This is a genomic window from Streptomyces sp. NPDC102360 (genome assembly GCF_044766085.1).
Taxonomy (GTDB): domain Bacteria; phylum Actinomycetota; class Actinomycetes; order Streptomycetales; family Streptomycetaceae; genus Streptomyces.
This window is the reverse complement of record NZ_JBIWLG010000001.1, coordinates 630406-657286: the sequence shown is the minus strand read 5'-3', so window position 1 is coordinate 657286 and position 26881 is coordinate 630406. Positions and strand designations below refer to the sequence as shown.

General features: G+C 71.9%; 24 protein-coding genes. 16 read left to right on the top strand and 8 right to left on the bottom strand.

The features are described 5' to 3' along the window. Positions 1-37 precede the first annotated feature (37 nt). Positions 38-1243 (bottom strand): CaiB/BaiF CoA transferase family protein, encoded by a 1206-nt coding sequence (locus tag ACIRHA_RS03015; protein ID WP_403839196.1) that lies wholly within the window; start codon positions 1241-1243, stop codon positions 38-40. Positions 1244-1404: 161 nt separating this feature from the next. On the opposite strand from ACIRHA_RS03015, the gene ACIRHA_RS03010 reads away from it, so the two are divergent. Further along, positions 1405-2586 carry an acyl-CoA dehydrogenase family protein gene (locus ACIRHA_RS03010; protein ID WP_403839194.1) on the top strand — a complete coding sequence of 394 codons (1182 nt, stop codon included), beginning with the start codon at positions 1405-1407 and terminating at the stop codon, positions 2584-2586. Positions 2587-2612: 26 nt separating this feature from the next. Here ACIRHA_RS03010 and ACIRHA_RS03005 read toward each other — a convergent pair whose 3' ends face one another. Next, positions 2613-3125 (bottom strand): GNAT family N-acetyltransferase, encoded by a 513-nt coding sequence (locus ACIRHA_RS03005; RefSeq protein ID WP_403839192.1) that lies wholly within the window; start codon positions 3123-3125, stop codon positions 2613-2615. A gap of 119 nt (positions 3126-3244) precedes the next feature. Between ACIRHA_RS03005 and ACIRHA_RS03000 the strand changes: the two genes are divergently transcribed. From ACIRHA_RS03000 to ACIRHA_RS02985, 4 genes are all read left to right on the top strand, one after another. After that, the gene (locus ACIRHA_RS03000) at positions 3245-4564 is read left to right on the top strand and encodes an MFS transporter (protein ID WP_403839190.1); all 1320 of its coding nucleotides are present in this window, start codon (positions 3245-3247) and stop codon (positions 4562-4564) included. Next, complete coding sequence (locus tag ACIRHA_RS02995; protein ID WP_403839188.1) at positions 4561-5955, top strand: prolyl oligopeptidase family serine peptidase; 1395 nt, start codon at positions 4561-4563, stop codon at positions 5953-5955. Before ACIRHA_RS03000 ends, ACIRHA_RS02995 begins: the two co-directional genes overlap by 4 nt. A 52-nt stretch (positions 5956-6007) precedes the next feature. Continuing rightward, positions 6008-6859, top strand: coding sequence for a PaaX family transcriptional regulator C-terminal domain-containing protein (locus tag ACIRHA_RS02990; protein WP_403839186.1), 852 nt, complete (start codon positions 6008-6010; stop codon positions 6857-6859). Between the two features lie 120 nt (positions 6860-6979). Continuing rightward, complete coding sequence (locus tag ACIRHA_RS02985) at positions 6980-7786, top strand: endonuclease/exonuclease/phosphatase family protein (protein ID WP_403842064.1); 807 nt, start codon at positions 6980-6982, stop codon at positions 7784-7786. Between the two features lie 34 nt (positions 7787-7820). Here ACIRHA_RS02985 and ACIRHA_RS02980 read toward each other — a convergent pair whose 3' ends face one another. Then, a complete protein-coding gene (locus ACIRHA_RS02980; RefSeq protein ID WP_403839184.1) occupies positions 7821-9623 on the bottom strand; it encodes a flavin-containing monooxygenase in 1803 nt (600 codons plus the stop codon). Positions 9624-9804: 181 nt separating this feature from the next. Between ACIRHA_RS02980 and ACIRHA_RS02975 the strand changes: the two genes are divergently transcribed. Both ACIRHA_RS02975 and ACIRHA_RS02970 read left to right on the top strand, forming a co-directional pair. After that, positions 9805-10863 carry an SDR family NAD(P)-dependent oxidoreductase gene (locus tag ACIRHA_RS02975; RefSeq protein WP_403839182.1) on the top strand — a complete coding sequence of 353 codons (1059 nt, stop codon included), beginning with the start codon at positions 9805-9807 and terminating at the stop codon, positions 10861-10863. A 116-nt stretch (positions 10864-10979) separates the two neighbouring features. Further along, positions 10980-12005 (top strand): SMP-30/gluconolactonase/LRE family protein, encoded by a 1026-nt coding sequence (locus ACIRHA_RS02970; RefSeq protein ID WP_403839180.1) that lies wholly within the window; start codon positions 10980-10982, stop codon positions 12003-12005. A gap of 24 nt (positions 12006-12029) precedes the next feature. Here the strand turns inward: ACIRHA_RS02970 and ACIRHA_RS02965 are convergent, their stop codons facing one another. Then, positions 12030-12608 (bottom strand): TetR family transcriptional regulator, encoded by a 579-nt coding sequence (locus ACIRHA_RS02965; RefSeq protein ID WP_403839178.1) that lies wholly within the window; start codon positions 12606-12608, stop codon positions 12030-12032. Between the two features lie 48 nt (positions 12609-12656). Here ACIRHA_RS02965 and ACIRHA_RS02960 point away from each other — a divergent pair, with 48 nt between their 5' ends. From ACIRHA_RS02960 to mnhG, 8 genes are all read left to right on the top strand, one after another. Continuing rightward, the gene (locus tag ACIRHA_RS02960) at positions 12657-13481 is read left to right on the top strand and encodes an SDR family oxidoreductase (protein WP_403839176.1); all 825 of its coding nucleotides are present in this window, start codon (positions 12657-12659) and stop codon (positions 13479-13481) included. 469 nt (positions 13482-13950) lie between these two features. Beyond that, a complete protein-coding gene (locus ACIRHA_RS02955) occupies positions 13951-15192 on the top strand; it encodes a cytochrome P450 (protein ID WP_403839174.1) in 1242 nt (413 codons plus the stop codon). Between the two features lie 113 nt (positions 15193-15305). Further along, positions 15306-18200, top strand: coding sequence for a Na+/H+ antiporter subunit A (locus ACIRHA_RS02950; RefSeq protein WP_403839172.1), 2895 nt, complete (start codon positions 15306-15308; stop codon positions 18198-18200). Next, positions 18197-18790, top strand: coding sequence for a Na(+)/H(+) antiporter subunit C (locus tag ACIRHA_RS02945; RefSeq protein ID WP_403839170.1), 594 nt, complete (start codon positions 18197-18199; stop codon positions 18788-18790). Before ACIRHA_RS02950 ends, ACIRHA_RS02945 begins: the two co-directional genes overlap by 4 nt. Next, complete coding sequence (locus tag ACIRHA_RS02940; RefSeq protein ID WP_403839168.1) at positions 18787-20379, top strand: Na+/H+ antiporter subunit D; 1593 nt, start codon at positions 18787-18789, stop codon at positions 20377-20379. The genes ACIRHA_RS02945 and ACIRHA_RS02940 overlap by 4 nt, the downstream gene beginning before the upstream one ends. Further along, a complete protein-coding gene (locus ACIRHA_RS02935) occupies positions 20376-20966 on the top strand; it encodes a Na+/H+ antiporter subunit E (protein WP_403839166.1) in 591 nt (196 codons plus the stop codon). The genes ACIRHA_RS02940 and ACIRHA_RS02935 overlap by 4 nt, the downstream gene beginning before the upstream one ends. Then, complete coding sequence (locus ACIRHA_RS02930) at positions 20963-21286, top strand: monovalent cation/H+ antiporter complex subunit F (RefSeq protein ID WP_403839164.1); 324 nt, start codon at positions 20963-20965, stop codon at positions 21284-21286. Before ACIRHA_RS02935 ends, ACIRHA_RS02930 begins: the two co-directional genes overlap by 4 nt. Next, positions 21283-21627, top strand: coding sequence for a monovalent cation/H(+) antiporter subunit G (gene mnhG, locus ACIRHA_RS02925; protein ID WP_403839162.1), 345 nt, complete (start codon positions 21283-21285; stop codon positions 21625-21627). The genes ACIRHA_RS02930 and mnhG overlap by 4 nt, the downstream gene beginning before the upstream one ends. Before the next feature lie 22 nt (positions 21628-21649). On the opposite strand, the gene ACIRHA_RS02920 is transcribed toward mnhG, so the two are convergent. The 4 genes from ACIRHA_RS02920 to ACIRHA_RS02905 form a co-directional block, all read right to left on the bottom strand. Further along, a complete protein-coding gene (locus tag ACIRHA_RS02920) occupies positions 21650-22867 on the bottom strand; it encodes a cytochrome P450 (RefSeq protein ID WP_403839160.1) in 1218 nt (405 codons plus the stop codon). Positions 22868-22898: 31 nt separating this feature from the next. After that, positions 22899-23849, bottom strand: a complete 951-nt coding sequence (locus ACIRHA_RS02915; RefSeq protein ID WP_403839158.1) for a PDR/VanB family oxidoreductase — start codon at positions 23847-23849, stop codon at positions 22899-22901. Between the two features lie 69 nt (positions 23850-23918). After that, entirely contained in the window at positions 23919-24680 is a 762-nt protein-coding gene (locus tag ACIRHA_RS02910; protein WP_403839156.1) for an IclR family transcriptional regulator, read from the bottom strand. 59 nt (positions 24681-24739) lie between these two features. Further along, positions 24740-25516, bottom strand: coding sequence for an AraC family transcriptional regulator (locus tag ACIRHA_RS02905; RefSeq protein WP_403839154.1), 777 nt, complete (start codon positions 25514-25516; stop codon positions 24740-24742). Positions 25517-25569: 53 nt separating this feature from the next. On the opposite strand from ACIRHA_RS02905, the gene ACIRHA_RS02900 reads away from it, so the two are divergent. Further along, complete coding sequence (locus ACIRHA_RS02900) at positions 25570-26778, top strand: MFS transporter (RefSeq protein ID WP_403839152.1); 1209 nt, start codon at positions 25570-25572, stop codon at positions 26776-26778. Positions 26779-26881 lie beyond the last annotated feature (103 nt).

The window sequence follows — 26881 nt, the reverse complement described above, 5'->3', positions numbered from 1 at the left end:
GCCGGGCGTCGGCAGCACGTGGTGAATGGCGTCCATCCTACGGAGCCGCACTGACATCGCCCGCCTCCTCGGTGGCGGAAAGTCCCAGCTCGGCGAGGATCTGCTCGGTGTGCTCCCCGAGCCTGGGCGGAGCCGTGACGTACGCGGCCGGGGCCGCGCTCAGCCGGATGGGATGGGCGACCTGCGCGGCGGGGGTCTCGCGGTTGGGGTCGTCGATGTGCACGCGGGGAGCGAGGCCGAGCCGTTCCGCGAAGGCGAAGGCCTCCCCGAGGTCGTTGATCGGGCCGCAGGGCACCCCGACGGCGGTCAGTGTCTCGAACCACTCGTCGGCGCCGCGCTCGCGAAGCCGCTCGGTGAGCTCGGCCAGGAGTTCCTCCCGGTGGGCCACGCGCGCGGTGTTGCTCGCGAAGCGCGGGTCCTCCGCCAAGGCCGGCACCCCCAACTCGGCGCACAGCGCGCCGAATTGCCGGTCGTTGCCGACGGCGAGCGCCAGCGGCCGGTCCTTGGCGTCGAGGACCTCGTACGGGGCGATGCTCGGGTGCTTGTTGCCCATCGCGCGGGGCACCACTCCCCCGGCGACGTGCGCGGAGGCCTGGTTGGTGAGTGCGGAGAGCAGCGAGGTGAGCAGGGAGACCTCGACCTTCTGCCCCTCGCCGGTGCGTTCACGGTGGCGCAGCGCCGCCATCACGCCGAGCCCCGCGTGCATCCCCGTGATGACGTCGACGAGCGCGACACCGGCCTTGGTGCCCTGGCCGCCCGGCTCCCCGGTGACGCTCATCAGTCCGCCCATGGCCTGCACCAGGAGGTCGTAGCCGGGCAGCGCGGCACCTTCGGCGGTGCCGAACCCGGTGACGGAGCAGTACACGAGTCCGGGGTTCAGCGCGCTCAACTCCTCGTAACCGAGGCCGAGTCTGTCCATGGTGCCGGGCCGGAAGTTCTCGACGAGGACGTCGGCGCGCGCGGCGATGGCGCGGGCGGCCTCGCGCCCGGACTCCTCGGTCAGGTCGAGGGCGACAGAGCGCTTGTTGCGGTTGACCCCGAGGAAGTAGGTGGCCTCCCCGTCGGCGAACGGCGGTACCCAGGAGCGGGTCTCGTCGCCGACACCGGGGCGCTCGACCTTGATGACCTCGGCCCCGAGGTCGGCGAGGAGCATCGTGAGGTACGGGGCGGCGAGGACCCGGCCGAAGTCGGCGACGACGAGACCCGAAAGGGCCCCCTGGGCGGCGGGCCTTGTGGCCGGCATACGGCTCTCCTTGTGGAACCTTGGCAAGCGGTGGGCGTGCGGCTACGATCCGAGGGACTCGAAGAAGTTGGATCCAAAATCCGATATCCGCACCCTAGCGTCACTCGATGCATCTGTCAGCAGTCAGTAGTAAGCAGTCAGCCGCAGCCAAGGAGCCCGCGATGCCGTCGTCCTCAACCCCCCTCCACCCCTTCGAACTCGTCGACATCGACGGCATGTTGAGCGACGAGGAGCGCGCCATCCGCGACACCGTGCGCACCATGGGCGAGCGCGAGCTGCGCCCGAAGGTGGCCGAGTGGTTCGAGGACGGCGCCATCCCGGCCCGCGAGCTCGCCCGCGAACTGGGCGGCCTCGGCGTCCTCGGCATGCACCTGGAGGGGTACGGCTGCGCGGGCACCAGCGCCGTCTCGTACGGCCTGGCCTGCATGGAGCTTGAGGCGGTGGACTCGGGGCTGCGCAGCCTCGTCTCCGTGCAGGGTTCGCTCGCCATGTATGCGATCTGGAAGTACGGCTCCGAGGAGCAGAAGCAGCAGTGGCTGCCGGGCATGGCGGCCGGCGAGAAGATCGGCTGCTTCGGCCTCACCGAGCCCGACGCCGGCTCCGACCCCGGATCGATGCGTACGAACGCCAAGCGCGACGGCAAGGACTGGGTCCTCAACGGCGCCAAGATGTGGATCACGAACGGTTCGGTGGCGGACATCGCCGTCGTCTGGGCCCGCACCGAGGAGGGCGTGCGCGGCTTCCTCGTCCCGGCGGGCACGCCCGGCTTCTCGGCGCCGGAGATCAAGCGCAAGCTGTCCCTGCGCGCCAGCGTCACCAGCGAGCTGGTCCTGGAGGACGTACGCCTGCCCGCCGACGCCATGCTGCCCAACGCGCGCGGCCTGTCAGGCCCGCTCGGCTGCCTGAACGAGGCCCGCTTCGGCATCGTGTTCGGCGCGCTCGGCGCCGCCCGCGACTGCCTGGAGGCCGCGATCTCCTACGCCGGTGACCGCACGGTCTTCGAGCGCCCCCTGGCCTCGTACCAGCTGACGCAGCAGAAGCTCGCCGACATGGCCCTCGAACTCGACAAGGGCATGCTGCTCGCGCTGCGGCTCGGCCGGCTCAAGGACGAGGGCCGAGGCACGCCGGAGCAGATCAGCGTCGGCAAGCTCAACAACGTGCGCGAGGCGATCCAGATCGCCCGCGAGTGCCGCACCATCCTCGGCGCCAACGGCATCACCCTCGAATACCCGGTCATGCGGCATGCCAACAACCTTGAGTCGGTGCTCACCTACGAGGGCACGAGCGAGGTCCACTCACTGGTCATCGGCAAGACCCTCACCGGCCTGCCGGCCTTCCGCTGAGCACCGCCGTCAGCCCCTGAGCACCATCAACCAGTGAGCCGCCACGTCACTTCGCCGTCCTGCCACTCGTCCGTGGGCTTCAGCCCGCAGGCGGTGGCGACGGCGGCGGACGCGTGGTGCTCGGGGTGGATGTGGGCGACGAACGCCCCGACACCCCGCTCCCCGAGCCACCCGACGAGCCCCCGCGCGGCCTCGGTGGCGATACCGCGCCCCTGCCACCGGGCGCCCACGACCCACGCGATCTGCGCGACCCCGCCGCCGACGGTCGCCTGCACCGTGCCCACCAGGCGCTCCTCGTCCCGGAGTTGGACCACCCAGTTGAGCCAGCCGACGGCCGGGTCGGGCGATCCCGCGAGCATCCGCCGGTAGCGCGCCCGCAGCTCATCGACCGTGTCCGGCGTACCGCCGATGAAGGCATGCAGGGCCGGGTCGTCGAGCACCTCCGCCATCTCCTCGGCGTGCTCGACGCGCAGCGGCAGCACGGCCAGCCGGTCGGTGGTGAAGGCGCCGGCACTGGGCGGAGAAGGCGTCGAGGTCATGCGCGAGACGGTAGCCCGACCCGTGTCGACCCACCGACTGATGTTGTGCACTTTATTGACCGCAGTTACCAACGCGCATACATTCGCGGGCACCCTTCCCCTGCCCAAGGGAGTCCGCGATGTCCCAACGCTCCAAACAACTGCGGCGAGTTGCCCTGTCCGGTCTGCTCGGGACCGCCGTCGAGTTCTATGACTTCCTCGTCTACGGGACCGTCGCCGCGGTCGCCTTCGGCGAACTGTTCTTCCCCGGCGCCGACCCGGCCGTCGGCACCATCGCCGCGTTCGGCACGTTCGCCGCCGGGTACCTGGCCCGCCCGCTCGGCGGGATCGTGTTCGGGCACTTCGGGGACCGGCTCGGCCGGAAGTCGATGCTGCTGCTCACGATGGGGCTGATGGGCGGCGCCAGTTTCGTCATCGGGCTGCTGCCCACGTACGACACCATCGGCGTCTGGGCGCCGCTGCTGCTGATCACCTTGCGCGTGGTGCAGGGCATCGCCATCGGCGGTGAGTGGGGCGGCGCGACCCTGATGGTGGTCGAGCACGCGGGGGCGCGGCGGCGCGGACTGTGGTCCAGTTTCACGCAGTTGGGGGCGCCGCTCGGGTCGTTGATCTCCGCGGCCGTCGTCGGGCTCGTGGTGACGCTGCCCAGGGACGAGTTCCTGTCGTGGGGTTGGCGGGTGCCGTTCCTGCTGAGCGTGGTGCTGCTCGGGGTCGGCCTCTTCGTACGACTGAAGGTCGTCGAGAGCCCGTTGTTCGCCGAGGTGAAGGAGGAACGCGCCACCGCGCGGCTGCCCATCGTCGACGTGCTGCGCCGCCCGCGCCCCGTCCTGCTCGCCTGCTGCGTCGGCATCGGCGCCTTCACCGCGCAGTCCCTGCTGACCAGTTACCTCATCTCGTACGCGACCGACATCGGCTACGCCCGGCCGCAGGCCCTGACCGCGCTCACGGTCTCCTCGTCGGTCGCGCTCGTCGTGCTGCCGTGCGCCTCGATCCTGTCCGACCGCATCGGCCGCCGCCCGGTGGTCCTCGCCGGCGCCCTGCTCTCCGCGGCGCTCGCCTTCCCCGTACTGGCACTGGTCGACTCCGAGTCGCCGGGGCTGCTGATCCTCGCCGTGGTGCTCGGTCACGGGCTCGCCCAGTCGATCATGTACGGCCCGCTGGGCGCCCTGTTCAGCGAGATGTTCGGCACGCGCGTGCGCTACACGGGTGCCTCGCTCGGCTACCAGGGAGCCACGCTGATCGGCGCCGGCTTCTCCCCAGTGATCGCCGGGAGCCTGGTCGCGGGGAGCGGCAGCGGCACTCCCATCGCCCTGCTGATCTGCGGCGGTTCCCTGATCACCGCGGTGACCGTCTGCTTCGTGCGCGAGACCGGCAAGGGCGCTCTCACCCATGCCGCCGAACGACCTTCCGCCACCGCCACCAAGGAGTCCGCCGTATGACGACCCCCCGCTCCCGTCTGCGTACCGCCTGCGCCGCGGCCGTCGTGCTCACCGCCACCGCGCTGCCCGCCCCGGCGTTCGCGACATCGGCGAACGACACCACACATGTGGACGGGCGGCTGCCCTCAGGGGCGACGTACACGATGGACGTTCCCACGCGGTGGAACGGAACCGTCCTGTTGTTCAGTCACGGCTACAACGACGTCGGCACCCCCAACCCCGCCGAGAACGCTCCGGACGATGCCACCAAGTCGCTTCTCCTACGGGAGGGTTACGCGCTGGCCGGCTCCTCCTACGCCTCGACCGGCTGGGCGCTGCCGGGCGCGGTCGACGACCAGTTGGCCACCCTGTCCGCCTTCGATGAGCGGTTCGGGGCGGCTCACCGGACCGTCGCCTGGGGGCGGTCGTACGGCGGCATGGTCACCACGGCGATCGCCGAACGGCACCCGGAGCGCATCGACGGCTCGATGTCGCTGTGCGGCCTCGTCCACGGCGGCGTCGCCAACTGGAACAACACCCTCGACCCCGTCTTCGCCCTCAAGACGCTCCTCGCGCCGGGCTCCGACGTGCCGCTGGTGAACCTGCCGTCCCAGAAGGCGGCCACCGCGGCGGCGGACACCATGGTCGCCGCGGTCGACAAGGCGCAGACGTCCGCCGGGGGACGCGCCCGGATCGCGCTCGCCGCCGCCCTGCACAACATCCCCGGCTGGAACGACGAGAAGCAGCCACGACCCGGCGCGAGCGACTGGGACGCCCAACAGGCCAACCAGTACACGGCCGTCAAGGGCCTGCTCAAGGTGGCCGCCTTCAACCGGCGCCAGGAGTCCGAGACCCGCTCCGGCGGCAACACCTCCTGGAACACGGGTGTCGACTACGCGGAGCTGTTCGCCCGGTCCTCCGTGCACAAGGAGGTCCGGGAGCTGTACCGCAAGGCTGGGCTCTCCCTGCGTGACGACCTCGCCGCGATCAACAGCGCCCCGCGTGTCGGCGCCGAGCCGGACGCCGTGGCCTGGATGCGGCGCACCAGTACGTTCACCGGCAAGCTGGAGAAGCCGCAGTTCGACGTGCACACCACCGGCGACCCGCTCGTCCCGGTGCAGACCGAGAGCGCGCTGCGCCGCGCCGTGACCGCCGCCGGAACCTCGAACCTGCTGCGGCAGGCGTACACGGACAACGCGGGGCACTGCACGTTCAGCGCCGCGGAACAGGTCGCCGCCCTGCACACCCTGGAGGACCGCATCGACACGGGGAAGTGGCCCGCCGCCGACCCCGGCACGCTCAACTCCCGCGCGGCACGGGCGAATGCGTCGGACCCCGCCCGCTACGTCGACTACCGGCCGACCCCCTATCTCCGGCCGTACGACCGCGCACACCCCGCCGATGATCAGTGACGCGGGACGGCCGCCCGCCGCGTTGTCGGTGGGCGGCCGTAGGCTTTCCAGCGTGGCGTACGACAATGACGACGTGACCGGCCCGACCAGTGACGCGGCGGACGGCCCGCAGCCGCGCCCGCAGTCGCTCCTGCTCGCCTTCTTCGGCAACCACGTGCTGGAGGAGGGGGACCTGTACGTGTACTCGGGCAGCATCATCGAGGTGCTCGGCCGGGTCGGCGTCGGCGAGCAGGCCGTGCGGTCCACGCTGACCCGGATGGTCAACCGGGGCCTGCTGCGGCGCAGGCGCGAGGGCCGGCGCATGCACTTCGGTCTGACGGCGCAGGCCGAGCGCGTGCTGGTGGACGGCGGCACGCGCATCTGGAAGCAGGGCGCGGTCAACGACGAGTGGGACGGCTCCTGGACCCTGCTCGCGTTCTCGCTGCCCGACTCCTGGAAGCGCCAGCGCCACGAGCTGCGCTCCCGCCTCGCCTGGTCCGGATTCGGGGCGCTCTACAGCGGGTTGTGGATCGCGCCGGGTCAGGTCGACGTGTCCACCGAGGTCACGGAGCTGGGGCTCGCCGAACACGTGAAGATCTTCCACGGGGCCGCGGGGGTGGCCACGGACATCGGGCAGATGGTCCGGGACACCTGGGACCTGGAGAGCATCGCGGCCCGCTACCGCGCCTTCGACGGCCGGTGGACCGCGGCCCCGGTCGAGGCCGACCCTCTCGGCACCCGGCTGAGACTGGTCAGCGAGTGGCTCGACACCATCCGCACCGACCCCCGGCTCCCCGCCGGGCACCTCCCGCCCGACTGGCCGGCCCGCTCCGCCCAGGAGACGTTCCACCGCATCGCCGAGCAGACCCAGTTGCCCGCACAGGAGATGGCGCGCGAACTGTTGGAGACCACGGCCGTGCGGTAGTGCCAGGGCCGTAGTGGCAGGGCAGTCGTGGGAGGATCACCAACCACGACGAAGAGGCGCGGAGACCAGGAGGCGGGGGCTCGGGTGGCCGGACGGGGCAGGCGGTGGTGCGCGGTGGCCGTGGCGGCCGTCTGCGCGGTGCTCATCGGCCCGAGCACGCCCAGCGGCGCGCTGGTCACGGAGCCGATCCCGCTGCCGCTGGACGCCGCGCAGGAGATCGCGGCGGACCGCGTCATGACGTGGAACATCTGCAATCCCTGCGGCAGCGGGCAGAACCTCGGCAGGGCGGCGGACATCGCGACGTACGCGCCGCAGGTCGTCGGCCTGCAAGAGGCGTGCGTGCGGGACGTGGAGGAGATCCGCGCCTACCTGAGGACCTTCTACGGGCTGACCTACCACGTCGAGTACGGCTCGGTGCTGCGCAACTGGGGCCGCTGCGGAGGACTTCCGTGGCAACCGGGCGGCTACGGCCAGGCGATCCTCTCGGCGGCGCCGATGACCGACCCCGTCACCGTCGAGTATCCGGACGGCGGTTCCGAGGACCGCGGCTATCTGGCCGTCACCACCACGGTGGGCGGCCGCCCCGTCCGCGTCTTCAACACCCATCTCGCGCAGCGGCAGCAGGAGTCGTTCCGCGAGAAGCAGATCGCCTTCTTCGCCAAGGCGGTCGCCCGGCACGAACGCACCATCGCGCTGGGCGACTTCAACGCCGTGCCGGACGCTCCCGAGCTCGATCCGATGTGGTCACTGGCCAAGGACGCGGACCCCCGGTGCCACCCCGCGGCCGCCCCCGACTGCGGGACGACCACGGACTGGTACAGCAAGTTCGACTACATCTTCCTGCGCGGCTTCACCGCCCGAAGCCATGCGGTGCACCCCAGCGAGTACTCGGACCACCACTCGTTCCGCGCCGATCTGGAGCCATAGGGGCCGGGTCGGGGCGGGCCGCCCTTCGGGGCCGTCACCCCTTCTTGCGCAGCACCTCCGCGACGCTCTCCTCCCGCCACCGCCGCAGCAGTTCGTGGAAGGCGACCGCGCCGTGCGGGTAGGAGTTCGGGCCGTTGGGGCGGCCCCGGCCCTCGCGGTTGTAGTAGCCGGGGGTGCACTCGGCGTGGAACCACTCGTGGTCCGGGGCGCCCTCGGCGCAGGTGGCGCGCCAGGCGTCGACGGCGTCGGGGGACGGCTCCAGGACGGCGTCCGCCTTCTCGGCGGCCGCCACGAGGGCCGCGGCGTGGGCGGCCTGCTCGTCCAGGATGTGGCTGAAGTTGACGCTGGAAGCGTTCTGCATCGGGCCCAGCTGGATCAGGTTGGGGAAGCCGGTGGACGTGAACCCGTGAAGCGTTCGCGGGCCGAACTGGGCGAGGGAGTCCAGGAGTTGGAGGCCGTCACGACCCGTCACCGGGAGCTTTCCGGAGGTGACTCCGGAGACGCCGACCGAGAATCCGGTGGCGAAGACCAGGCAGTCGATCTCGTACTCGACGCCGCCGACGACGACGCCGCGCTCCGTCATGCGCTCGATGCCGTGCGTGTCCGCCGTGTCCACCAGCGTGACGTTCTCGCGGTTGAAGGCGGGCAGGTACAGGTCGGAGAACGTGGGCCGCTTGCAGGCGTAGCGGTACCAGGGCTTGAGGGCCTCGGCGGTGGCCGGGTCGGTGACCTCGGCGGCGACACGGTCGCGGATCTGGTTCATCGTGGCGTGGTCGGCGGCCTCGTACGCGGCCTCGAAGTCCGGTTCGCCGTCCCGGCGGAAGCTCGGCAGCAGCTTCTCGAGCAGGGCCGCCGACTCGGTCCAGCGGTCCGCGACCAGGTCCCGCTCCGCGTCCTCGCCGGACACGATCCGCAGGAAGTTCTCGCGGCGCTCCTCCGCCCAGCCGGGCCGGTCGGCGTCGACGTCCCGCGGGGTCATCCGGCGCTGCCCGCGCACGTCGACGGCGGAGGGCGTGCGCTGGAAGACGTACAGCTTGCGGGCGTCCTCGGCCAGCTTCGGGATGGCCTGGACGCCGGTGGCTCCCGTGCCCACGACGCCGACCCGCTTGTCGGCGAGGCCCGTCATGCCGCCGTCGGGGCCGCCGCCCGTGTAGCCGTAGTCCCAGCGCGAGGTGTGGAAGGTGTGTCCCTCGAAGTCCTCGATGCCGGGGATACCGGGCAGCTTGGGCTCGGAGAGGGTGCCGGTGGCGGTGACCACGTACGTGGCGCGGAACTCGTCGCCCCTGTCCGTCGTGACCACCCACTGGTGTGCGCCGCCGTCCCAGGTCAGGGCGGTGACGGCGGTGGAGAAGAGGGCGTCTTCGTAGAGGTCGAAGCGTTCGGCGATGCGTACCGCGTGCCGTCGGATCTCGTCGCCCGGCGCGTACTTCCACTCGGGTACGTAGCCGGTCTCGTCCAGCATCGGCAGGTAGACGTGCGACTCGATGTCGCAGTGGATGCCGGGGTAGCGGTTCCAGTACCAGGTGCCGCCGAAGTCGCCGCCCTGCTCGATCACCCGTACCTTCTCCAGGCCCTGCTGTCGCATCCGCGCGCCGGCCAGGATTCCGCCGAACCCGCCGCCGACGACCGCGACGTCGACCTCGTCGCGCAGCGGCTCGCGCTCAGGGACCTCTCCCGCGTACGGGTCGGCGGCGAAGTAGCCGAACTCGGCGGTGGTGGAGCGGTATTGGGCCGTGCCTTCGGGGCGGACGCGGCGCTCGCGTTCGGCGCGGTAGCGCTCGCGCAGCTCCGCCGCCTCCTGCGGGGTGGGGGGCGTGTCGCACTGCGGCAGGGTCATGCGGCGGCTTCCTCTCGTGGGGGGAGATGCGGCGGAGGGGGTGCCCTCGCTGGGACTTCCGCACCGTCACGGGTACCGTAACCCAACAACCGGACAACACTGTCCGGTAGGGGTCCGGTGCGGACCGCCGCGCGGCGAGCGGACCCGCCCTGCCCCGGCACCACGATGCGAAAGGCCCGCGATGTCGAACCTCACCCCCGCCTCCCCGCTGCGCGACTGGCTCGCCGACCCGGCCGCCGGGCAGATCCTGCGCGGCATGCTGGCCTCCCAGGGGCAGAGCGAGGAGGCCCTGGCCCCCGCGCTCGCCCTGCCGCTGGAACAGCTCGTGCAGATGTCCGGCGGCAAGTTCCCGGCGGAGCTCGTCGGCGTGCTGGTCACCGCCGCCGAGACCGGTGAGATCCCCGAGGGCCTGCCCACCGCTCCCCCGGCCGCGGCCGCCGCCCCCGCGCAGGACCTGGGCATCGAGATCGGGACGCCCGAGCCGTGGACCGAGCAGATCACCTCCGGCCGCTTCGCCGGGCAGACCGTCGTGGTCACCGGCGCGGCCTCCGGCATCGGCAAGGCCGTCGCCTCGCGTGTCGTGCGTGAGGGTGGCCGAGTGGTCGCCGTCGACGTGTCCGGCGACAAACTCGCCGACCTGGCAGCCGAGTTGGGCGAGTCCGTCGTGCCTGTCACCGCGGACATCACCGAACCCGCGTCCGCCGAGGCCGTCCTCGCCGCGGCGGGCGGCCGGGTGGACGCGCTGGCGAACGTCGCGGGCGTGATGGACAACGACGCCGCCGTGCACGAGGTCGACGACAAGGTCTGGGAGCGGGTGATGCGCATCAACGTGGACGGCCCGATGCTCCTGATGCGTGCCGTCGTACCGGGCATGCTCGCGGCGGGCCGCGGCCGGATCGTGAACATCGTGTCCGAGGCGGCGCTGCGCGGCTCGGCGGCCGGCGCCGCGTACACGACGTCGAAGCATGCGCTCGTGGGCCTGACGAAGTCCTCCGCGTATCAGTACTCGGGCACGGGCGTGCAGGTCAACGCCGTCGCTCCGGGCGCCGTCGCCACGGGGATCCAGGTCCCGGCGGGCGCGCCCTATGGTTCGGCCCGCGCCGCGAAGATGCGGGTGGCGATTCCCGGGCTGGCGATGGCGGAGGAGTTGGCGGCGTCCATCACGTTCCTGCTCAGCGAGGATGCGGTGAACCTCAACGGGGTGGTGCTGCCGTCGGACGGGGGGTGGTCCGTGGCCTGATCACGTCGACCGTGGTCGAGGTCGCGGGGTTCTGCCCCGGACCCCGCTGCTCAATCGCCGCAGGGGCTCCAAGTAACCGAGCCGCCCCCATCGAATGCAGGAAGGCGCACCCCCACATGCCCACCAGAGCACACACCCTCGCCGCTCTCACCGCCGTCGGTCTCCTCGCCCTGACCGGCTGCGGCACCGAGAAGGCCGGTGACTCGGATGCGCGCCCCGCCGCTTCGGGCGAAGGCCACACCATCCGTGCCACCCAGGTCTCCCACGTCACCGACCCCCACAAGGCCACCGGCATGACGCTGCTGGAGGGCCCGGTGCTCACCAAGAGCGGCGATCTGTACGTCGTGGACGTCACCGCGCCGGTCGGCGAGCCCAAGGTGATCGCCGTCGACGTGAAGACCGGTGACCACAAGGGCGTCTACACCGACAAGACGGGCGCCTACACCTCCGCGCAGATCAGCCCGCACGACGGCCGCGTCTATCTGACGGAGTACCAGACGGGCGACGTCATCAGCATCGCGCAGGACGGCTCGGACCCCCGGACGTTCTTCTCCGGCAAGGTCGACGGCTCCCCGATGAACCCCGACGACATCGCGTTCGACGACGACGGCAATCTCTACGTCAGCGATCTGCACGGCATGAAGACGGGCGAGGCCGAGGGCCGCATCGTGCGCATCGACCGCGACGGCAAGCGGACCACCGTCCTCGCGGACAAGCTCGCGCACCCCAACGGCGTGATGCTCGACCCCGAGCAGAAGGGCCTGTGGATCAGTGAGCTGGCCAAGGACACCGTCTCGTATCTGCTGCTCGACGCCGACAAGACGGCGGTGACCACGCAGCACGAGGCCATCCACGTCAACGCGGGCGTCGCGCAGACGGACTCGATCGCCGTGGACGCCGAGGGCAACCTCTACCAGGCGCTGCACGGCCGCCCCGCCATGGCGGTGTTCAGCAAGTACGGCGAGCGCCTCGGCACCGTGGAGGTTCCCGCGAAGGAGGCCAAGGGCCTGCAGTCGGCGACGAACGTCGCGATCAAGCCGGGCGGCAAGGAGGCCTACATGACGGTCAGCGGCCCGAAGGGCGGGTACGTCTACAAGTTCGACGCGCTGGCCAAGGGAATCCGCCTGTCCAACGGCGGCTGAGAGCCTGGGAACAGGCCCTGACGCTCAGTTCTCCGCGAGGTCGACGGACCGCAGCGGCCCCACCTCGACGCCGAGCAGCCCCCAGGCCGCGAACGCCAGGCGCTCGCGCTCGGCGAGGGTGGGGCCCGCGACGGCGCCGGAGACCATCGCGATGGCGAGCATCAGCTCGTCGGCGGAGAGACCGCGCCCGGCGGACGCCCACCCGCCGAGCACACCGCGCACCCGCGCCGACAGCTCCCGGCCCTGCTCGTCGCCCCCGCGTACGCGCAGCAGATCGACGAAGGCGGTGGAGCGGGTGATGTGCCACGTGACGACGCCGAGCACGGACTCGAGGGTGGCGTCCGGCTCGGCGGCGGCCGTCTCGATCTGCCGTACGTTTTCGTCGAGCACCGCCGAGGCGAGAGCCACCCGGTCGGCGAAGTGCCGGTACAGACTGCCCTGCCCCACCCCGGCCCGGCGCGCGACCGTCGACAGCGGTGCGTTCAGCCCCTGCTCGGCGAAGACCTCACGGGCGGCGGTGATGAGGGCGGCGCGATTGCGGGCGGCGACCCGCCGGCCTTGGTTGGCCGGGCGGGCCCGGTCGGGCTCGGAGGGGTTCGTCACGTTGGCAGCGTAATGCAGTGCAATATCCGGTCAACGAGGAGGAAGTTCATGTCCAAGCCTGTGGTGGTCGTCATCGGTGTCGGCGGCATGGGGAGGGAGATCGCCCGACGTCAGGGCGCCGGGGCCCGGCTTGTCGTGGCCGACTTCGACGGGGAACTGCTGGCCGCGGCGGCCGACGAGCTGACGGCCGACGGTTATGAGGTCACCCCGGTGCGGGTCGATGTCTCCGACCGGGCGTCGGTCGCGGCGCTTGCCGGGCAGTGCGCGGGGCTCGGCCCTGTCACGCAGGTCGCGCACACCGCGGGCCTGTCCCCGGTGCAGGCGCCGACGGCGGCGGTGCTCGCCGTGGACCTGCTGGGCGTGGCCCTCGTCCTGGAGGAGTTCGGCGAGGTGGTCGCGGCGGGCGGTGCGGGCGTGGTGATCGCGTCCATGGCCGGGCACATGGCGCCGTTGCCGCCCGAGGTCGAGGCGGCGCTGCGCTCCACTCCTACCGACGAGCTCCTCGGCCTGCCGTTCCTGCGGCCTGACGCCCTGTCGGACCCCGGCGCCGCGTATGCCCTCGCCAAGCGCGCCAACCACCTGCGTGTGCGGGCCGCTTCGCTGGCGTGGGGCGCGCGTGGGGCCCGGGTCAACTCGGTCAGCCCCGGGGTCATCTCGACGCGGATGGGCCGCGCCGAGCTGGCCGGCGAGTCCGGGGCCCGCATGCGGGCGCTGATCGAGGGCTCGGGCACGGGTCGCGCCGGCACCCCGAACGACATCGCGGAGGCGACGTCGTTCCTGCTCTCCCCGGCCTCCTCCTTCATCACCGGCACGGACCTTTTGGTGGACGGCGGGGTGGTAGCGGCATTCCTCTCGCCCGCCCCGACGCCCTGAAAAGATCGGGGCTCCGCCCCGTACCCCGCTGCTCAATCGCCGCAGGGGCTTGAATTGCTCATCCGCCGCCGAGAGACCGAATGAGACCGACCCTCGCGCGAGGCCGAGAGAGTAGCCGGGCGCAGGCGCCGCGCCCGGCCAGATCTCGCTCTTCCAAGCCCCGCCCGAGTTTGACACTCAGGGCCCGGAGCAGAGCCCCATCTTCCAGCCCCTCCGGCCTTTGAGGCGCGGGGCCCGGGGCAGCGCCCCAATCTTTTTCAGCCCCGCCGGCGTTTGAGGCGCGGGGTCCGGGGCAACGCCCCGATCTTTTCAGCCCCGCCGGCGATTGAGGCGCGGGGTCCGGGGCAGCACCCCGAGGCGTAGGAACGGCTCCCGTAACCCGCATTCGCCTGGCCGAGAAGACACCCTGGACGCGGCCGCACCCCGGCAGGAGGCTCAGGGGCGAGCCCTCCCCCACGAAGGAGCCACCATGGCCGACGAGCCCGTCCTCGTTCTCGACCCCACCGCCTCGGACCACCACGCCGAACACCACGCCCTGCGCACCCGCGGCCCCGCCACCCTCGTCGACATCCTCGGGGTGACCGCCTGGTCCGTCTCCGATCCCGCGCTCCTCAAGCAGCTCCTGACCAGCCCGCACATCTCGAAGAACGGGCGCGCCCACTGGCCGGGTTTCGCCGACGCCCTCGCCACCTGGCCCCTGGCCCTGTGGGTGGCGGTCGACAACATGTTCACCGCGTACGGCAGTGATCACCGCCGCCTGCGCCGCATGATCGCCCCCGCGTTCTCCGCCCGCCGCATCACCGCGTTACAGGCCGACATCGAAACGCTCGTCACCGACATCCTCGACCGGCTCGACGCCCTCCCGCCCGGCACGGTCGTCGACCTGCGCGAGCGCCTGGCGTACCCGCTGCCGATCGCCGTGGTCAGCCGTCTGATGGGCGTGCCCGAGGAACACCGGGAGCAGTTCCGCACGATGGTGGACCGGGTGTTCGCCACCACGCTCTCCGCCGAGGAGGCCGCGAAGAACACGGCCGCCGTCTACGAGCTCCTGGACGAGCTGATCGCGTCCAAGCGGGCCCGGCCGGAGGACGACATGACGTCGCTGCTCATCGCCACCCGCGACGAGGAGGACGACGGCGGCACCCTGTCCGACGGCGAACTGCGCGACACGCTGCTGCTGATGATCAGTGCCGGTTACGAGACGACCGTCAACGTCATCGACCAGTCCGTCACCGCACTGCTCGCCGACCCGGCCCAGCTCACCCATGTCCGGACCGGCCGCTGCACCTGGCACGACATCGTCGAGGAGACCCTGCGCCACGAACCCGCGGTCAAGCACCTCCCGCTGCGCTACGCGCTCCAGGACGTCCCACTCCCGGACGGCCGGGTGATCAGGACCGGTGACGCGATCCTCGCCTCGTACGCCGCCGCCAACCGGCACCCCGCCCTGCACGGCGACACCGCCGACGAGTTCGACGCCACCCGCCGCTCCAAAGAACACCTCGCGTTCGGCTACGGCGTGCACTTCTGCCTCGGCGCCCCGCTCGCCCGCCTCGAGGTCGAGACCGCCCTGCGCCTGCTGTTCGGACGCTTCCCCGGCATCGAGCTCGCCGTTCCTGTGACGGACCTGGCGCCGTACCCGACGCTGATCAGCAACGGCCACACGTCCCTCCCCGTACGCCTGAAGCCGGAGGGCGACGCCCCGCGCTGATGCCCAACTGACGATGCGCGGCGCCGCGCCCATCGCGCCTCGTCGGGGACCGGGTGGAGCTCCCTCGGCGCGCCCCACCCGACGCACCCCTTTTCACCCGATATGTATCGTGTATGACGGCACTGGTCCTCGCACACTTCGTCGTCGCGCTCTGCGCTGCCCCGCTGATCCGCCGGGTGGGATCCCGCGCGTTCGTCCTGCTCGCGCTGCCACCGGCCGCCGCCCTCGGGTGGGCGCTGTCCCGCTGGGGCGAGGTGAGCGGCGGCGGGGCGAGCGAAGAGGCCTGGTGGTGGATCAGGGACTACGACGTCGAGATCGCGTTCCGGCTCGACGCGCTGTCCCTCGTCATGGTGCTGCTCGCGGCCGGCATCGGGGCGCTCGTGCTGCTGTACTGCGTGCGCTACTTCGACGGCGGCGCCCGGCAGTTGGGCTCGTTCGGCGGCAACCTCCTCGCGTTCGCGGGGGCGATGCTCGGGCTCGTCCTGGCCGACGACCTGATGACCCTCTACCTGTTCTGGGAACTCACCACCGTCCTGTCCTTCCTGCTCATCGGCTACGACAGCGAGAAGCGCGCCAGCCGTCGCTGCGCACTGCAGGCGCTGACGGTGACCTCGGTCGGCGGGCTCGCGATGTTCGTCGGCTTCCTGATGCTCGGTCACCTGGCGGGCACGTACCGGATCTCGCACATCCTTCAGTCGCCGCCCGCCGCGAGCGGCACCCTGTCGGCAGCGCTCGTACTGATCCTGTGCGGGGCGCTCGCCAAGTCGGCGATCTGGCCGCTGAGCATGTGGCTGCCGAACGCGATGGCGGCGCCCACCCCGGTCAGCGCCTATCTGCACGCCGCCGCGATGGTGAAGGCGGGCGTCTATCTGGTGGCTCGGTTCGCTCCCGCCTTCGCGGATGTCGCGCCGTGGCGCGCCGTGGTGCTGATCCTGGGCGCGGTGACGATGCTGCTCGGCGGCTGGCGCGCGCTGCGGCTCAACGACCTGAAGCTGGTGCTCGCCTACGGAACCGTCAGCCAACTGGGCTTTCTGGTGGTGCTCGCGGGTGACGGGACGTACAACGCCGCTCTCGCGGCCATCGCGATGCTTCTCGGGCACGCGCTGTTCAAGGCGCCGCTGTTCCTGGTGACGGGGATCGTCGACCACGCGAGCGGCACCCGTGACCTCAGACGGCTCTCGGGCGTGGGGCGGCGGCTCCCTTGGGTGGCCGGCACCGCCGTCCTCGCGGGCGCGTCGATGGCCGCCCTTCCGCCGCTGCTCGGGTTCGCGGCGAAGGAGGCGGCGTTCGACGCGCTGCTGCACGGCAGTGTGGCCGAGCGGTGGGTGCTCGCCTGCATCGTCGTCGGGTCCGCGCTCACCACCGCGTACACCCTGCGCTTCCTGTGGGGCGCGTTCGCGCGCAAGCCCGGCGTCGCCGACACCCCCGTGCACCGGGTCGGCGCCACCTTCCTCGCGCCGCCCGCGATCCTTGCCCTCGCCGGTCTGCTGCTCGGTCCCGGGATCGACTGGCCGGCGCACCTCTTCGAGCAGTACGCGAAGCAGTACCCGGTCCCCGCGCACCCCTACCACCTGGCGCTGTGGCACGGCTTCGGGTCGGCGCTCGCCCTGTCCGTGCTCGCGTGGGCGGGCGGCGCGGCGCTGTTCCTGGCACGGGGGCCGGTGGTGCGGCTCGGGCGGCGGTTCGCCTGGCCGAAGGCGGACGAGGTGTTCGGCCGGACCGTGCTCGGCCTCGAACGGTCCGCGCTCCAGATCACGGGCGCCGTACAGAAGGGCTCGCTGCCCTCGTACGTGGCGACGGTCCTGGGCGTCATGTTCGTCGGACTCGTCGCGGTCCTCGCCACCGACCGGCCCTGGGGCGCCACGCCCGCGCCGCGCCTGTGGGACCACCCGATGCAGGCGGGCGTCGGCGCACTGACCTGTGCGTGCGCTCTGATGTGTCTGGTCGTGCAGCGACGCATGAAGGCGGCGGTTCTCGCGGGCCTGACCGGGTACGGCACGGCGCTCCTGTACGTCGTGCAGGGCGCGCCCGATCTGGCGCTCACCCAGTTCGGCGTGGAGACGGTGTCGACCGTGGTGCTCGTCCTCGTCCTGCGGCGCCTTCCGGTGTTCTTCGGCGACACGCAGCGGACCTGGCGCTGGGGTGTGAGCATGCTCCTCGCGCTCGGCAGCAGCGTGGCGGTGGCGTGCGCGGTGTGGCTGGCGACGGGCGCGCGCACCGCGGACCCCGCGGGCGCCGCGCTGATCGAGGAGACCGCGCACCACGGCCTCAAGGACGTCGTCGCGACGATCCTCGTGGACTTCCGGGCCTGGGACACCATGGGCGAGTCGGCCGTCCTCGCCGTCGCCGTCCTCGGTGTCACGAGCCTGCTGTACGTGCACCGCCGCCAGGGCCGGGCGACCGCGCCGCCGCCCCGGCTTCCGGGCGGGGTGACCGCGTGGTCGCTGGCCACGTCGCGGCTCAAGGTGCCCGCCAAGTACCAGCAGGGCGCCCCGGAGCGCAGTTGGCTGGTGGCCGGTGACACGCTCGCGCCCGAGCACCGTTCGGTCGTCTTCGAGGTGGTCGCCCGGCTCGTCTTCCATCCGATCCTGATGCTGTCGGTGTACCTGCTGTTGTGCGCGGAGAACCTGCCGGGCGGCGGCTTCGTCGCCGGTCTTGTCGCGGGCATCGCCCTGACGATCCGTTACCTGGCGGGCGGGCGGCACGAGTTGGCGGTGGCCGCGCCGGTGCACCCGGGCTTCTTCACCGGTCTCGGCCTGACCCTGTCGACGTCGGTCGCGCTCGGCGGGCTCGCCGACGGCACGGTGCTGCACGGCTGGACCTGGCACGGACACCTGCCGCTGATCGGCGACTGGCACGCGAGCACCGCCGTCCTCTTCGACCTCGGGGTGTATCTGCTGGTCCTCGGCGTGGTCCTGGACGTCGTACGGGCGCTGGGCTCGAAGATCGACCAGCAGACCGAGCACAAGGCGAGTCTCGCGCTCGCCGGGGAGGCGCAGAACTCGTGACCGTCAGTCTCACCCTGCTGGTCTGCGCGGTCGTACTGACCAGCGCAGGCGGGATCCTCATCCACACCCGCAGCCTCACCCGGGTGCTCGTCGGCATCATCGTGTGCGGCAACGGCGTCAATCTCTTCGTCCTCGCCTCGACGGGGACTGCGGGATTTCCGCCGCTGCTGTACCCGGGCGTCGATGCGGCCAAGGTGACCGATCCGCTGCCGCAGGCCATCATCCTCACCGCCGTCGTGATCACGCTCGCCACCACGGCGTTCGTGCTGGCGATGGCGTACCGCAGCAGCCAGTTGACCGGTTCGGACTTCGTGCCGGACGACGTGGCTGACCGGCGGGTGGTGCTGCGCGCGGAGATCTCCGCCGAGCGGGCCGAGCTGCGCGAGATCCATCGCGAAGAGGGCCCGAGCGCCTGGCGCGACGAACGGCGCGAGCAGCGCCGCAGACTGCGCGCGAACCGCGCCTACCAGGCCCGCGCCCGGGACGCGGGCGGCGACCTGTGGGACGACGTCCTCGGCGCGGACCCGCCCGAGGCATCCGCCGCCGACCCGGCCGAGCCCACCGAGACCCGCCCGGAGGAGACCCGGTGAACTCCCTCGTCCCGCTGCCCGTCGTGCTGCCCCTCGTGGTGTGCGGGCTGACCCTGTTCATCGGGCCGCGGCTGCGCTGGCTGCACCGGCTCATCACCGTCGGGGTGCTCGCGGCGGTCGTCGCGGTCGATGTCGTCCTGCTCGTCGAGGCCGACCGCACGGGCCCGCTCGTGGTGCACCTCGGCGACTTCGGGCCGCCGCTCGGTGTCACCCTGGTCGCCGACCGGCTCGCCGCGCTGATGCTGCTGGTGTCCGGCGCCGTCACCTTCATCGTCCTGATCTACGCGATGAGCCAGGGCATGGCCGACCGCGAGGAGCGGGCACCGATCTCCGTGTTCCACCCGGCGTACCTGGTGCTGGTCGCCGGGGTGTCACTGACGTTCCTCGCGGGCGACCTCGTGAACCTCTACGTCGGCTTCGAGATCATGCTGATGGCCAGCTTCGTGCTGCTCACGGTGGGTGCCACGGAGCCACGGGTGCGGGCCGGATCGACGTACGTCGTCGTCTCCCTCGTCTCGTCCCTGGTGTTCCTGTGCGGGATCGCGGTGACCTACGCGGCGGTGGGCACCGTGAACTTCGCGCAGCTCGCCCAGCGCATGCCCGAACTCCCCCAGGGGGTCAGCACGTTGGCGGAGGTGCTGCTGCTCACGGTGTTCGGGGTGAAGGCGGCGGCGTTCCCCGTCGCGGCCTGGCTGCCCGACTCCTACCCGACGGCCCCGGCACCGGTGACGGCCGTGTTCGCGGGGCTGCTCACCAAGGTCGGCGTGTACTCGATGATCCGCGCGGACACGTTGTTCTTCCCCGGAAACCGGCTCTCCGGCGTACTGATGGCGGTCGCGTTCGCCTCGATGATCATCGGCATCCTCGGCGCGGTGGCCCAGACCGACCTCAAGCGCCTGCTGTCCTTCACCCTCGTCAGCCACATCGGCTTCATGCTGTACGGGCTCGCGCTCGGCACCAAGGGAGGCATCGGCGGCGCCATCGTCTACACGGCGCACCACATCACCGTACAGACGACGCTGTTCCTCGCCGCGGGGCTGCTCGAAAAGCGGTACGGGACAACGGAGTTGACGCGTCTGGGCGGAACGATGCGCTCGGCGCCGCTGCTCGCCGCGCTCTGGTTCGTGCCCGCCATGAACCTCGCCGGCATCCCACCCCTGTCCGGGTTCCTCGGCAAGCTGGGCCTGATGCGGGCGGGCGCGGCGGCCGGCGGAGTGTGGTCGTACACGCTGCTCGCCGCGGCAGCCGTGACCAGCCTGCTGACCCTGTACGTGATGGCGAAGGTCTGGAACCTGGTGTTCTGGCGGGCGGCGCCCGCTCAGCCCCCCTCCGAGGACGACGTGTTGGAGGAGAGCGACGATTCGGACTCGACTCCGGAGGAGAGCGGCGGCGACACCGCGGTGGCGACCGCCGTGTGCGTGCGCACCACGATGCGTGTCCCCCGCGCCATGACCGCGGCGACGGCCGCCGCGGTCGTCCTCGGCCTCTCCTACACCCTCCTGGCCACCCCCTTGACCGGCCTCGCCGACCGCTCGGCCGCCGAACTCCTCTCCCGCACGCCCTACGTGAAGGCGGTGCTCGACCAGTGAACTCCTCTGGCCACAGGACCCGTTGGCGCCGCATCGACCTGCCCCTGATCGCCTGGCTCACGGTGATCTGGACGCTGCTGTGGACCGGCCTGAGCTGGGGCAACGTGATCAGCGGCGTGGTCGTCGCGGTCCTGCTGTGCCTGGTCTTCCCGCTGCCCGCCGTCGAACTCGACCTGCGCCTGCGGCCGGTGGGCATCGTCCGGCTCGCCGGCTACCTCCTGTACGACATGACCTCGTCCACGGTGACCGTGACCTGGCAGACGCTGCGCGCCAGGCCGGGCCCCGCGGCCGTGATCGCGGTGCCGCTGCGCTGCCGCACCGACCTGATGATCGCGGCGACCGCCGTCGCCGTGTCCAGCGTCCCCGGCGGCGCGCTCGTGGAGGTCAACGGCTCCACCGCCACCCTGTTCCTGCACGTCGTGCACGCCGACGACCCGCGGGCGGTGGACCGGGCCCGCGCCGACGTGCGACGCCTGGAGACCCTCGTCGTACGGGCCTTCGGCACGCGCGAGGAGATCGCCCGACTCGCACAGACCACGCCACCCGCCGCCCCTGACGCGCCCGAAGGAAGGACGCCCGACGCATGAAACTGGCCAACGACATCCTGCTCAACGGCGCGCTGGTGCTGATCGTCCTGGCCGGCGCGCTGCTCCTGGTACGGATCTGGCGCGGCCCCTCGATGCTGGACCGGGCCGTGTCCGTCGACATCGCCGCGGTGCTCATCATCGCCGGGATCGGGGTCAACGCCGCCATCACGCGCACCAGTTACTACCTCTCGATCATGCTGGTGATCGCCTTCCTCGGCTTCACGAGTTCGGTCGCCATCGCCCGCTTCATCGCGGCACGCGACCGGCCGGGCGTCCGGCCGAGGTCCGGCATCATCTCCCTCAAGAAGGAGCGCCCGTGAACTGGCACGACGTCACCGATCTCGCCGGATCCATCCTGCTGTTCGTCGGGGCCGCGGTCTGCCTGACCGGCGTCATCGGCATGCTCCGGCTGCCCGATGTGCTGACCCGCAGCCACGCCGCGACCAATCCGCAGACCCTCGGCATGCTGATGCTCGTGGCGGGCGTCGCGCTGCGGCTGCGCTCGGGCGTCGACCTGGGCACGCTCGCCCTGGTCGCCTTCTTCCAGCTCCTGACCAGCGCGGTCGCGGCCCATCTGGTGGCGCGGGCCGCGTATCGCACGGGCCAGGTCGGCGAGGTCGCACTGCTGCGGGACGAGCTGGCGTCGGCGCCACGACAGTGACGCCCCGGCCCGTCAGTGCCCCTCAGTCCGCGAGGCGGACCCGGACGGGCAGCGACTCCCAGCCCCGCAGGGTGTTGTTGATGTGTCGCCGGGGCTCGCCCGCGAACGCGAACGACTCGACCCTACGGGCGAGCGCCGTGAGGAGTGCCTCCGCCTCCAGGCGGGCGACGTGCTGGCCGACGCACTGGTGCAGGCCCATGCCGAAGCCGACATGGCCGGAGGGGTCGCGGGTGAGGTCGAAGCGTTCCGGGGCGCTCCAGCGGTCCGGGTCGTGGTTCGCGGCGCCGAGGAACATCAGGATCTTCGTGCCCTCGGGGATCACGGTGTCCGCGACGGTGACGTCGGTGGTCGCGGTGCGGAAGAACGTCTGCACCGGTGACTGCCAGCGGATCGCCTCCTCGAAGGCGACGCGGGCCAACTCCGGTCGACGACGCAGCCGTTGCCACTCTTCCGGGTGGGTGGCGAAGGCGTAGAGGCAGGCGGCGAGGCCGTGCACGGTGGTGTCGACGCCGGCGGTGAGCAGCGAGCGCACCACCATGGGGGCCTGCTCGCGTGTGAGATCGCCGCGGTCGGCCGCCGCCCAGATGTCGGCGCCGAAACCGGTCGCCGTGAGGGCTTCGCGCGCGCACTGGGCACCCACCCACGCGCCGAGTTCGGCGGCCCGGTGCGCGTCGGCGGCGACGAGGTCGTTGCGCGGCCCGAACGCGTTGAAGGCCATGTTCCCGTACGGCAGCAGGTGCTCACGCCCGTCGGGCCCGATCCCCACGGCGTCGGGGAACACGCGCAGGGGGAAGGCCTCCGCCAGCGCCGCAAAAGCGTCGAACTCCGCTCCCTGCGCGAGGACTTGGTCGACCAGCTCCTCGGCCTGCGCCGACCACGTGTCCCGCAGTCGGCGCAGGGCGGGCGGGGCGAGGATGTCACGCAGGACGCGGCGCGGCGCGTCGTGCAGGGGCGGATCGGCTTCCAGGAGGACGCTGGGTTTGCGCCACGGTTCCTCGTGGCGGAAGTTGGCATGGCCCACGCCGGAGCCCGACTCGAAGCGCTGCCAGTCGACGAGCGCGGCGTGCACCTGCTCGTAGCGGGCGAGCGCGTGCACGTCGTAGCGCGTCAGGTGCACGACGGGTCCGGCCGCGCGCAGCGACCGGTGCAGGGGTTCGGGGTCGAGCAGGTGCTCGTGGGCGAACGGGTCGGCGTCGCTGGTGGGCGGCATCACGATGCCGTGCGCGGGTGCCTCGGTCATGTCACACACTCCTTTGTGCGCCTTGAGAACGTCAGAGATCGAGTACGAGGCGGTTCCCGCAGGACCGGGACACGCACACCAACATGCAGTCTCCGGCGGCTCGTTGGTGGTCCGTGAGGACGGAGTCCATGTGGTCGGGCTCGCCGTCGAGGACCGACGTCAGACATGTCCCGCACGTACCCTGCTCGCAGGAAGACACCACATCGGCCCCGGCCCCGCGCACCGCCTGGAGCACGGATACGTCGGGGGCCACGCGCACGGTCCGGGCGCTGCGCCGCAGTTCCACGTCGAAGGCCGTGTCACGGACCGGCGCACCGCGCTCGGCGGCGGTGAACCGCTCGGTGCGCAACGCGTACGGTTCCCAGCCCGCACAGGCCTCCTCGACCGCGGCGAGCAGCGGAGCGGGCCCGCAGCAGTACACCTTGGTTCCGGCCTGCGGCGCACCGAGCCAGGCATCCAGGTCCAGCAGGCCCTCCTCGTCCTGCGGCACGACGTGCACGCGCCCGCCGTGGGCCGCGAGGAGTTCCGCACGGAAGGCCATGGAGGGCCGGGTCCGCCCGCCGTACAGCAACTGCCAGTCCAGACCCAGGAGTTCGGCCTGGTGAAGCATCGGGAGGAGCGGGGTGATGCCGATGCCTCCGGCGATGAAGAGGTACGCGCCCGAGTCCGCGAGCGGTGCGAGCGGGAAGTTGTTGCGCGGGCCCCCGATCCCGACCCGGTCCCCCACCGCCAGCCGGTCGTGCACGTACGCCGAGCCTCCCCGGCCGTCCGGTTCCCGCAGGACGGCGACGCGGTAGGTGTGCGCGTCCCAGCGGTCGCCGCACAGGGAGTACTGGCGAACCGTGCCGTCGGGAAGGACCAGGTCGATGTGCGCGCCCGGCGTCCAGTCCGGGAGCCGGGCTCCGTCCGGGTGCGCGAGGGTCACGGACACGACGCCCTCGGCGATCGGTTCCTTGCCGGTGACCACGCCAGTTCCGACCACGCTGTCGCCTCCCGTCGTTGGGTTGGCAGGAAGGATGCGTGGCCGCGGGCGGCGGGCGCGAGGCCCTTCTCAATGAGTGAGAGACGAACGCGCTGCCAGCGCACGCGAGATGCCGCGCGCCGCGGTCCGTACCACCGGCACGACCGCGGCGGAGCCCTCCTCGTTCGGCACGATGACCGACAAGGTGGCGCACACGTCGCCGTGGGCGTCGCGCACGGGCGCCGCGATGCCCAGCGCGTCGGGGTGGACGTAGCCGGGGCAGCACGCGAAGCCCTGCCGGCGGATGTCGGCGAGCAGGGCCCGCAGCCCGGACGCCGTGCACGGCGTGTTCGCGGTGTACCGGTGGAGGGGTTCGGCGCACACCCGCTCCCGTAGCTCGCCGGAGCCGTGGGCAAGGAGCACCAGGCCGCTGGAGGAGGCGTTCAGCGGCAGCCGGCCCGCGATCCGCGTGAAGTTGATGACACCTCCGGGCGCGCTCAGCCGTTCCAGGAACAGCACTTCGTCGCCGTCGAGAACGCCCAACTGGACATGGTGGCCCACCACATCGTGCACACCCTCCATGAACGGCATCGCTGCGTCCCGCAGCGACAGCGCGGGCGAGGCGCGGGTCACCAGCTCCCACATCCGCAGGCCGATCCGCACCCGGCGGTCGCCGTCGCGGGTCAGGAACCCGTGCGACACCAGCTCCGCGACCAGGCGCGACGCCGTGGCCACGTGCAGGCCCGTGCGCCGCGCGATCACCGAGACGGTCAGCGCCGGCTCGTCGGGCGTGAACGCCTCGAAGATCCGCACGGCCCTGGACAGTACCGATTCGCCGCTCTGTGTCCTCACCCGGCCATCATCGGCGTACGTACGGACACGTCAAGAGGCGCGCGTGACCTCTGTCCTGGTCACCGGTGTGAACCCGGTGTGTGTCCGAACGCGCGCCGGAACACATCGATGAACGCGCTCGTCGACGACCAGCCGCACAGCTGGGCCACGGTCGTCACCGGTGTGCGATCGGCGAGCAGGATCAGCGCGTGGTGCAGGCGCAGTTGGGTGCGCCACTGCGGGAACGTCATGCCGAGATCGCCGCGGAAGAGCCGGGACAGCGTGCGGTCGCTCGCCCCGACCTCACGGCCCAGTTCGGCCAGGGTGCGAGGGTCCGCCGGGTCGGCGTGCAGGAGGTCGCACACGGCGCGCAGCAGCGGCGCGGCCGGCGTCGGCAGGTGCAGTGGCTGCTGCGGTGACAGCTTCAACTGGTCGAGCAACACCGCACGCAGACGGGCCCGTTCGGGGCTGCCGACGTCCGTGGTGTCCGGTGACCCGGTGCGCGCGTACTCGATGATCAGCTCGCGCAGCAGCGGGCCGACGGCGAGCACGGCCGGGGTGTCGAGGCCGAGCGGGTTCTCGGTCGCGGGCAGCCCCACGAAGTGCAGTTCGACGTCGCCGTGGGCCTGGTGGGCGTGCACGGTGTCGGCGGGTACCCACAGGGCGCGCGTTCCCGGCGCGACCCAGGACCCGGCGTCGGTGGTGACCGCGACGACGCCCCGGCCCGCGTAGGCGATCTGGTGGTCGTCGTGCCGGTGGGCGTCGATCTCGGCCCCGTGCACCAGGTACCTGGTGCGGGTGGGGGCCACCGGGGTGTGCCGAACAGCACGGCTGACGGCGTGGCGGTTCTTCGACATTGTCTGGCAGGTTATCGGAAGCGGGACAGCGCGCCCCTCGCGACGATGACCGAGTGCGAAAGAACCCGTCCAACACATCCAACACCTCCATCCCTCTGCTCTCCGTCGGGCACGCGTGCGTGGACGTCTACCAGGGCTCCGTCGCCTCGCTCGTGCCGTACTTCGTCGCCGAACGTGCCTACAGCTACGCCGCCGTGTCCGGCACCGTGCTGGCGGCCTCGCTGCTTTCGTCGGTGGCGCAGCCGGTCTTCGGCCTGCTCACCGACCGCAGGGCGATGCCGTGGCTGCTGCCGCTCAGCACGCTGCTCGCGGGCGTGGGCGTCGCACTGAGCGGGGTGAGCGATTCGTACCCTGTGACCCTCGCCGTCGTCGCGGTGTCCGGGATCGGTGTGGCCGCCTACCACCCGGAGTCGGCGCGGGTGGCCCGCCTCGCGAGCCGCGGCAGCCACAGCGCGATGGCCTGGTTCTCGCTCGGCGGCAATGTCGGGTTCGCGCTGGCCCCGCTCCTGGTCGCCGCCGCGGTGGCCACGGGCGGGCTGCGGTTCACTCCCCTGCTGGCGCTGCCCGCGGCGGCCGGCGCCGCGATCTGCCTGCCGGTGCTGCGCGCGCTGGCCCGCCGCGAGAACACCTCGTCCGCCACCACGCAGGCCCCCGCCCCGGACGACGTGCCGGCGTTCGTCCGCCTGTCGCTCGCGGTGGTGTGCCGCTCCATCGTCTTCACGGGCCTGAGCACCTTCGTCTCCCTGTACGCGACGCAGCGCATGGGCGGCAGCAAGGCGGCGGGCACGGCGGCCCTGTTCGTGCTCTACGTGGGCGGCGCGGTCGGCAGTGTCCTGGGCGGCGCCCTGGCGAGCCGCTGGGACCGGGTCACCGTCTCGCGCTGGTCGTACCTGCTGACGGCCGCGGCGGTGGCGGGCGTGGTGTGGGTGCCCGGCCCGGCGCTCTACGCCTTCCTCGCGCTCACGTCGGCCGGCCTGTACGTCCCGTTCTCGCTCCAAGTCACGCTCGGGCAGGACTACTTGCCCTCGCGCGTCGGTACGGCGAGCGGCATCACCCTCGGTCTCACGGTGAGCATCGGCGGCCTGGCGAGCCCCCTCATCGGCACCGTCGCCGACCAGACGTCGCTGCGCACCGCCCTGACCCCGCTCATCCTCATGCCCCTGCTGAGCTGGCTCCTGTTCCGGACACTGCCGGAGCCGACGGGTGCGAGTACGACGGCCGGCGGCCGGCCACGGCTCAAGCAGCCCGAGCCGAAGCCTTGACCCCGCCCCCGGTCACGGGCCGCCCACGAAGATCTCGCCGTGCGCAGTTCGAACTCGGCTGGCACAACGCGGCGTTGGTGTGTACCGACGCCGATCTGGCGCG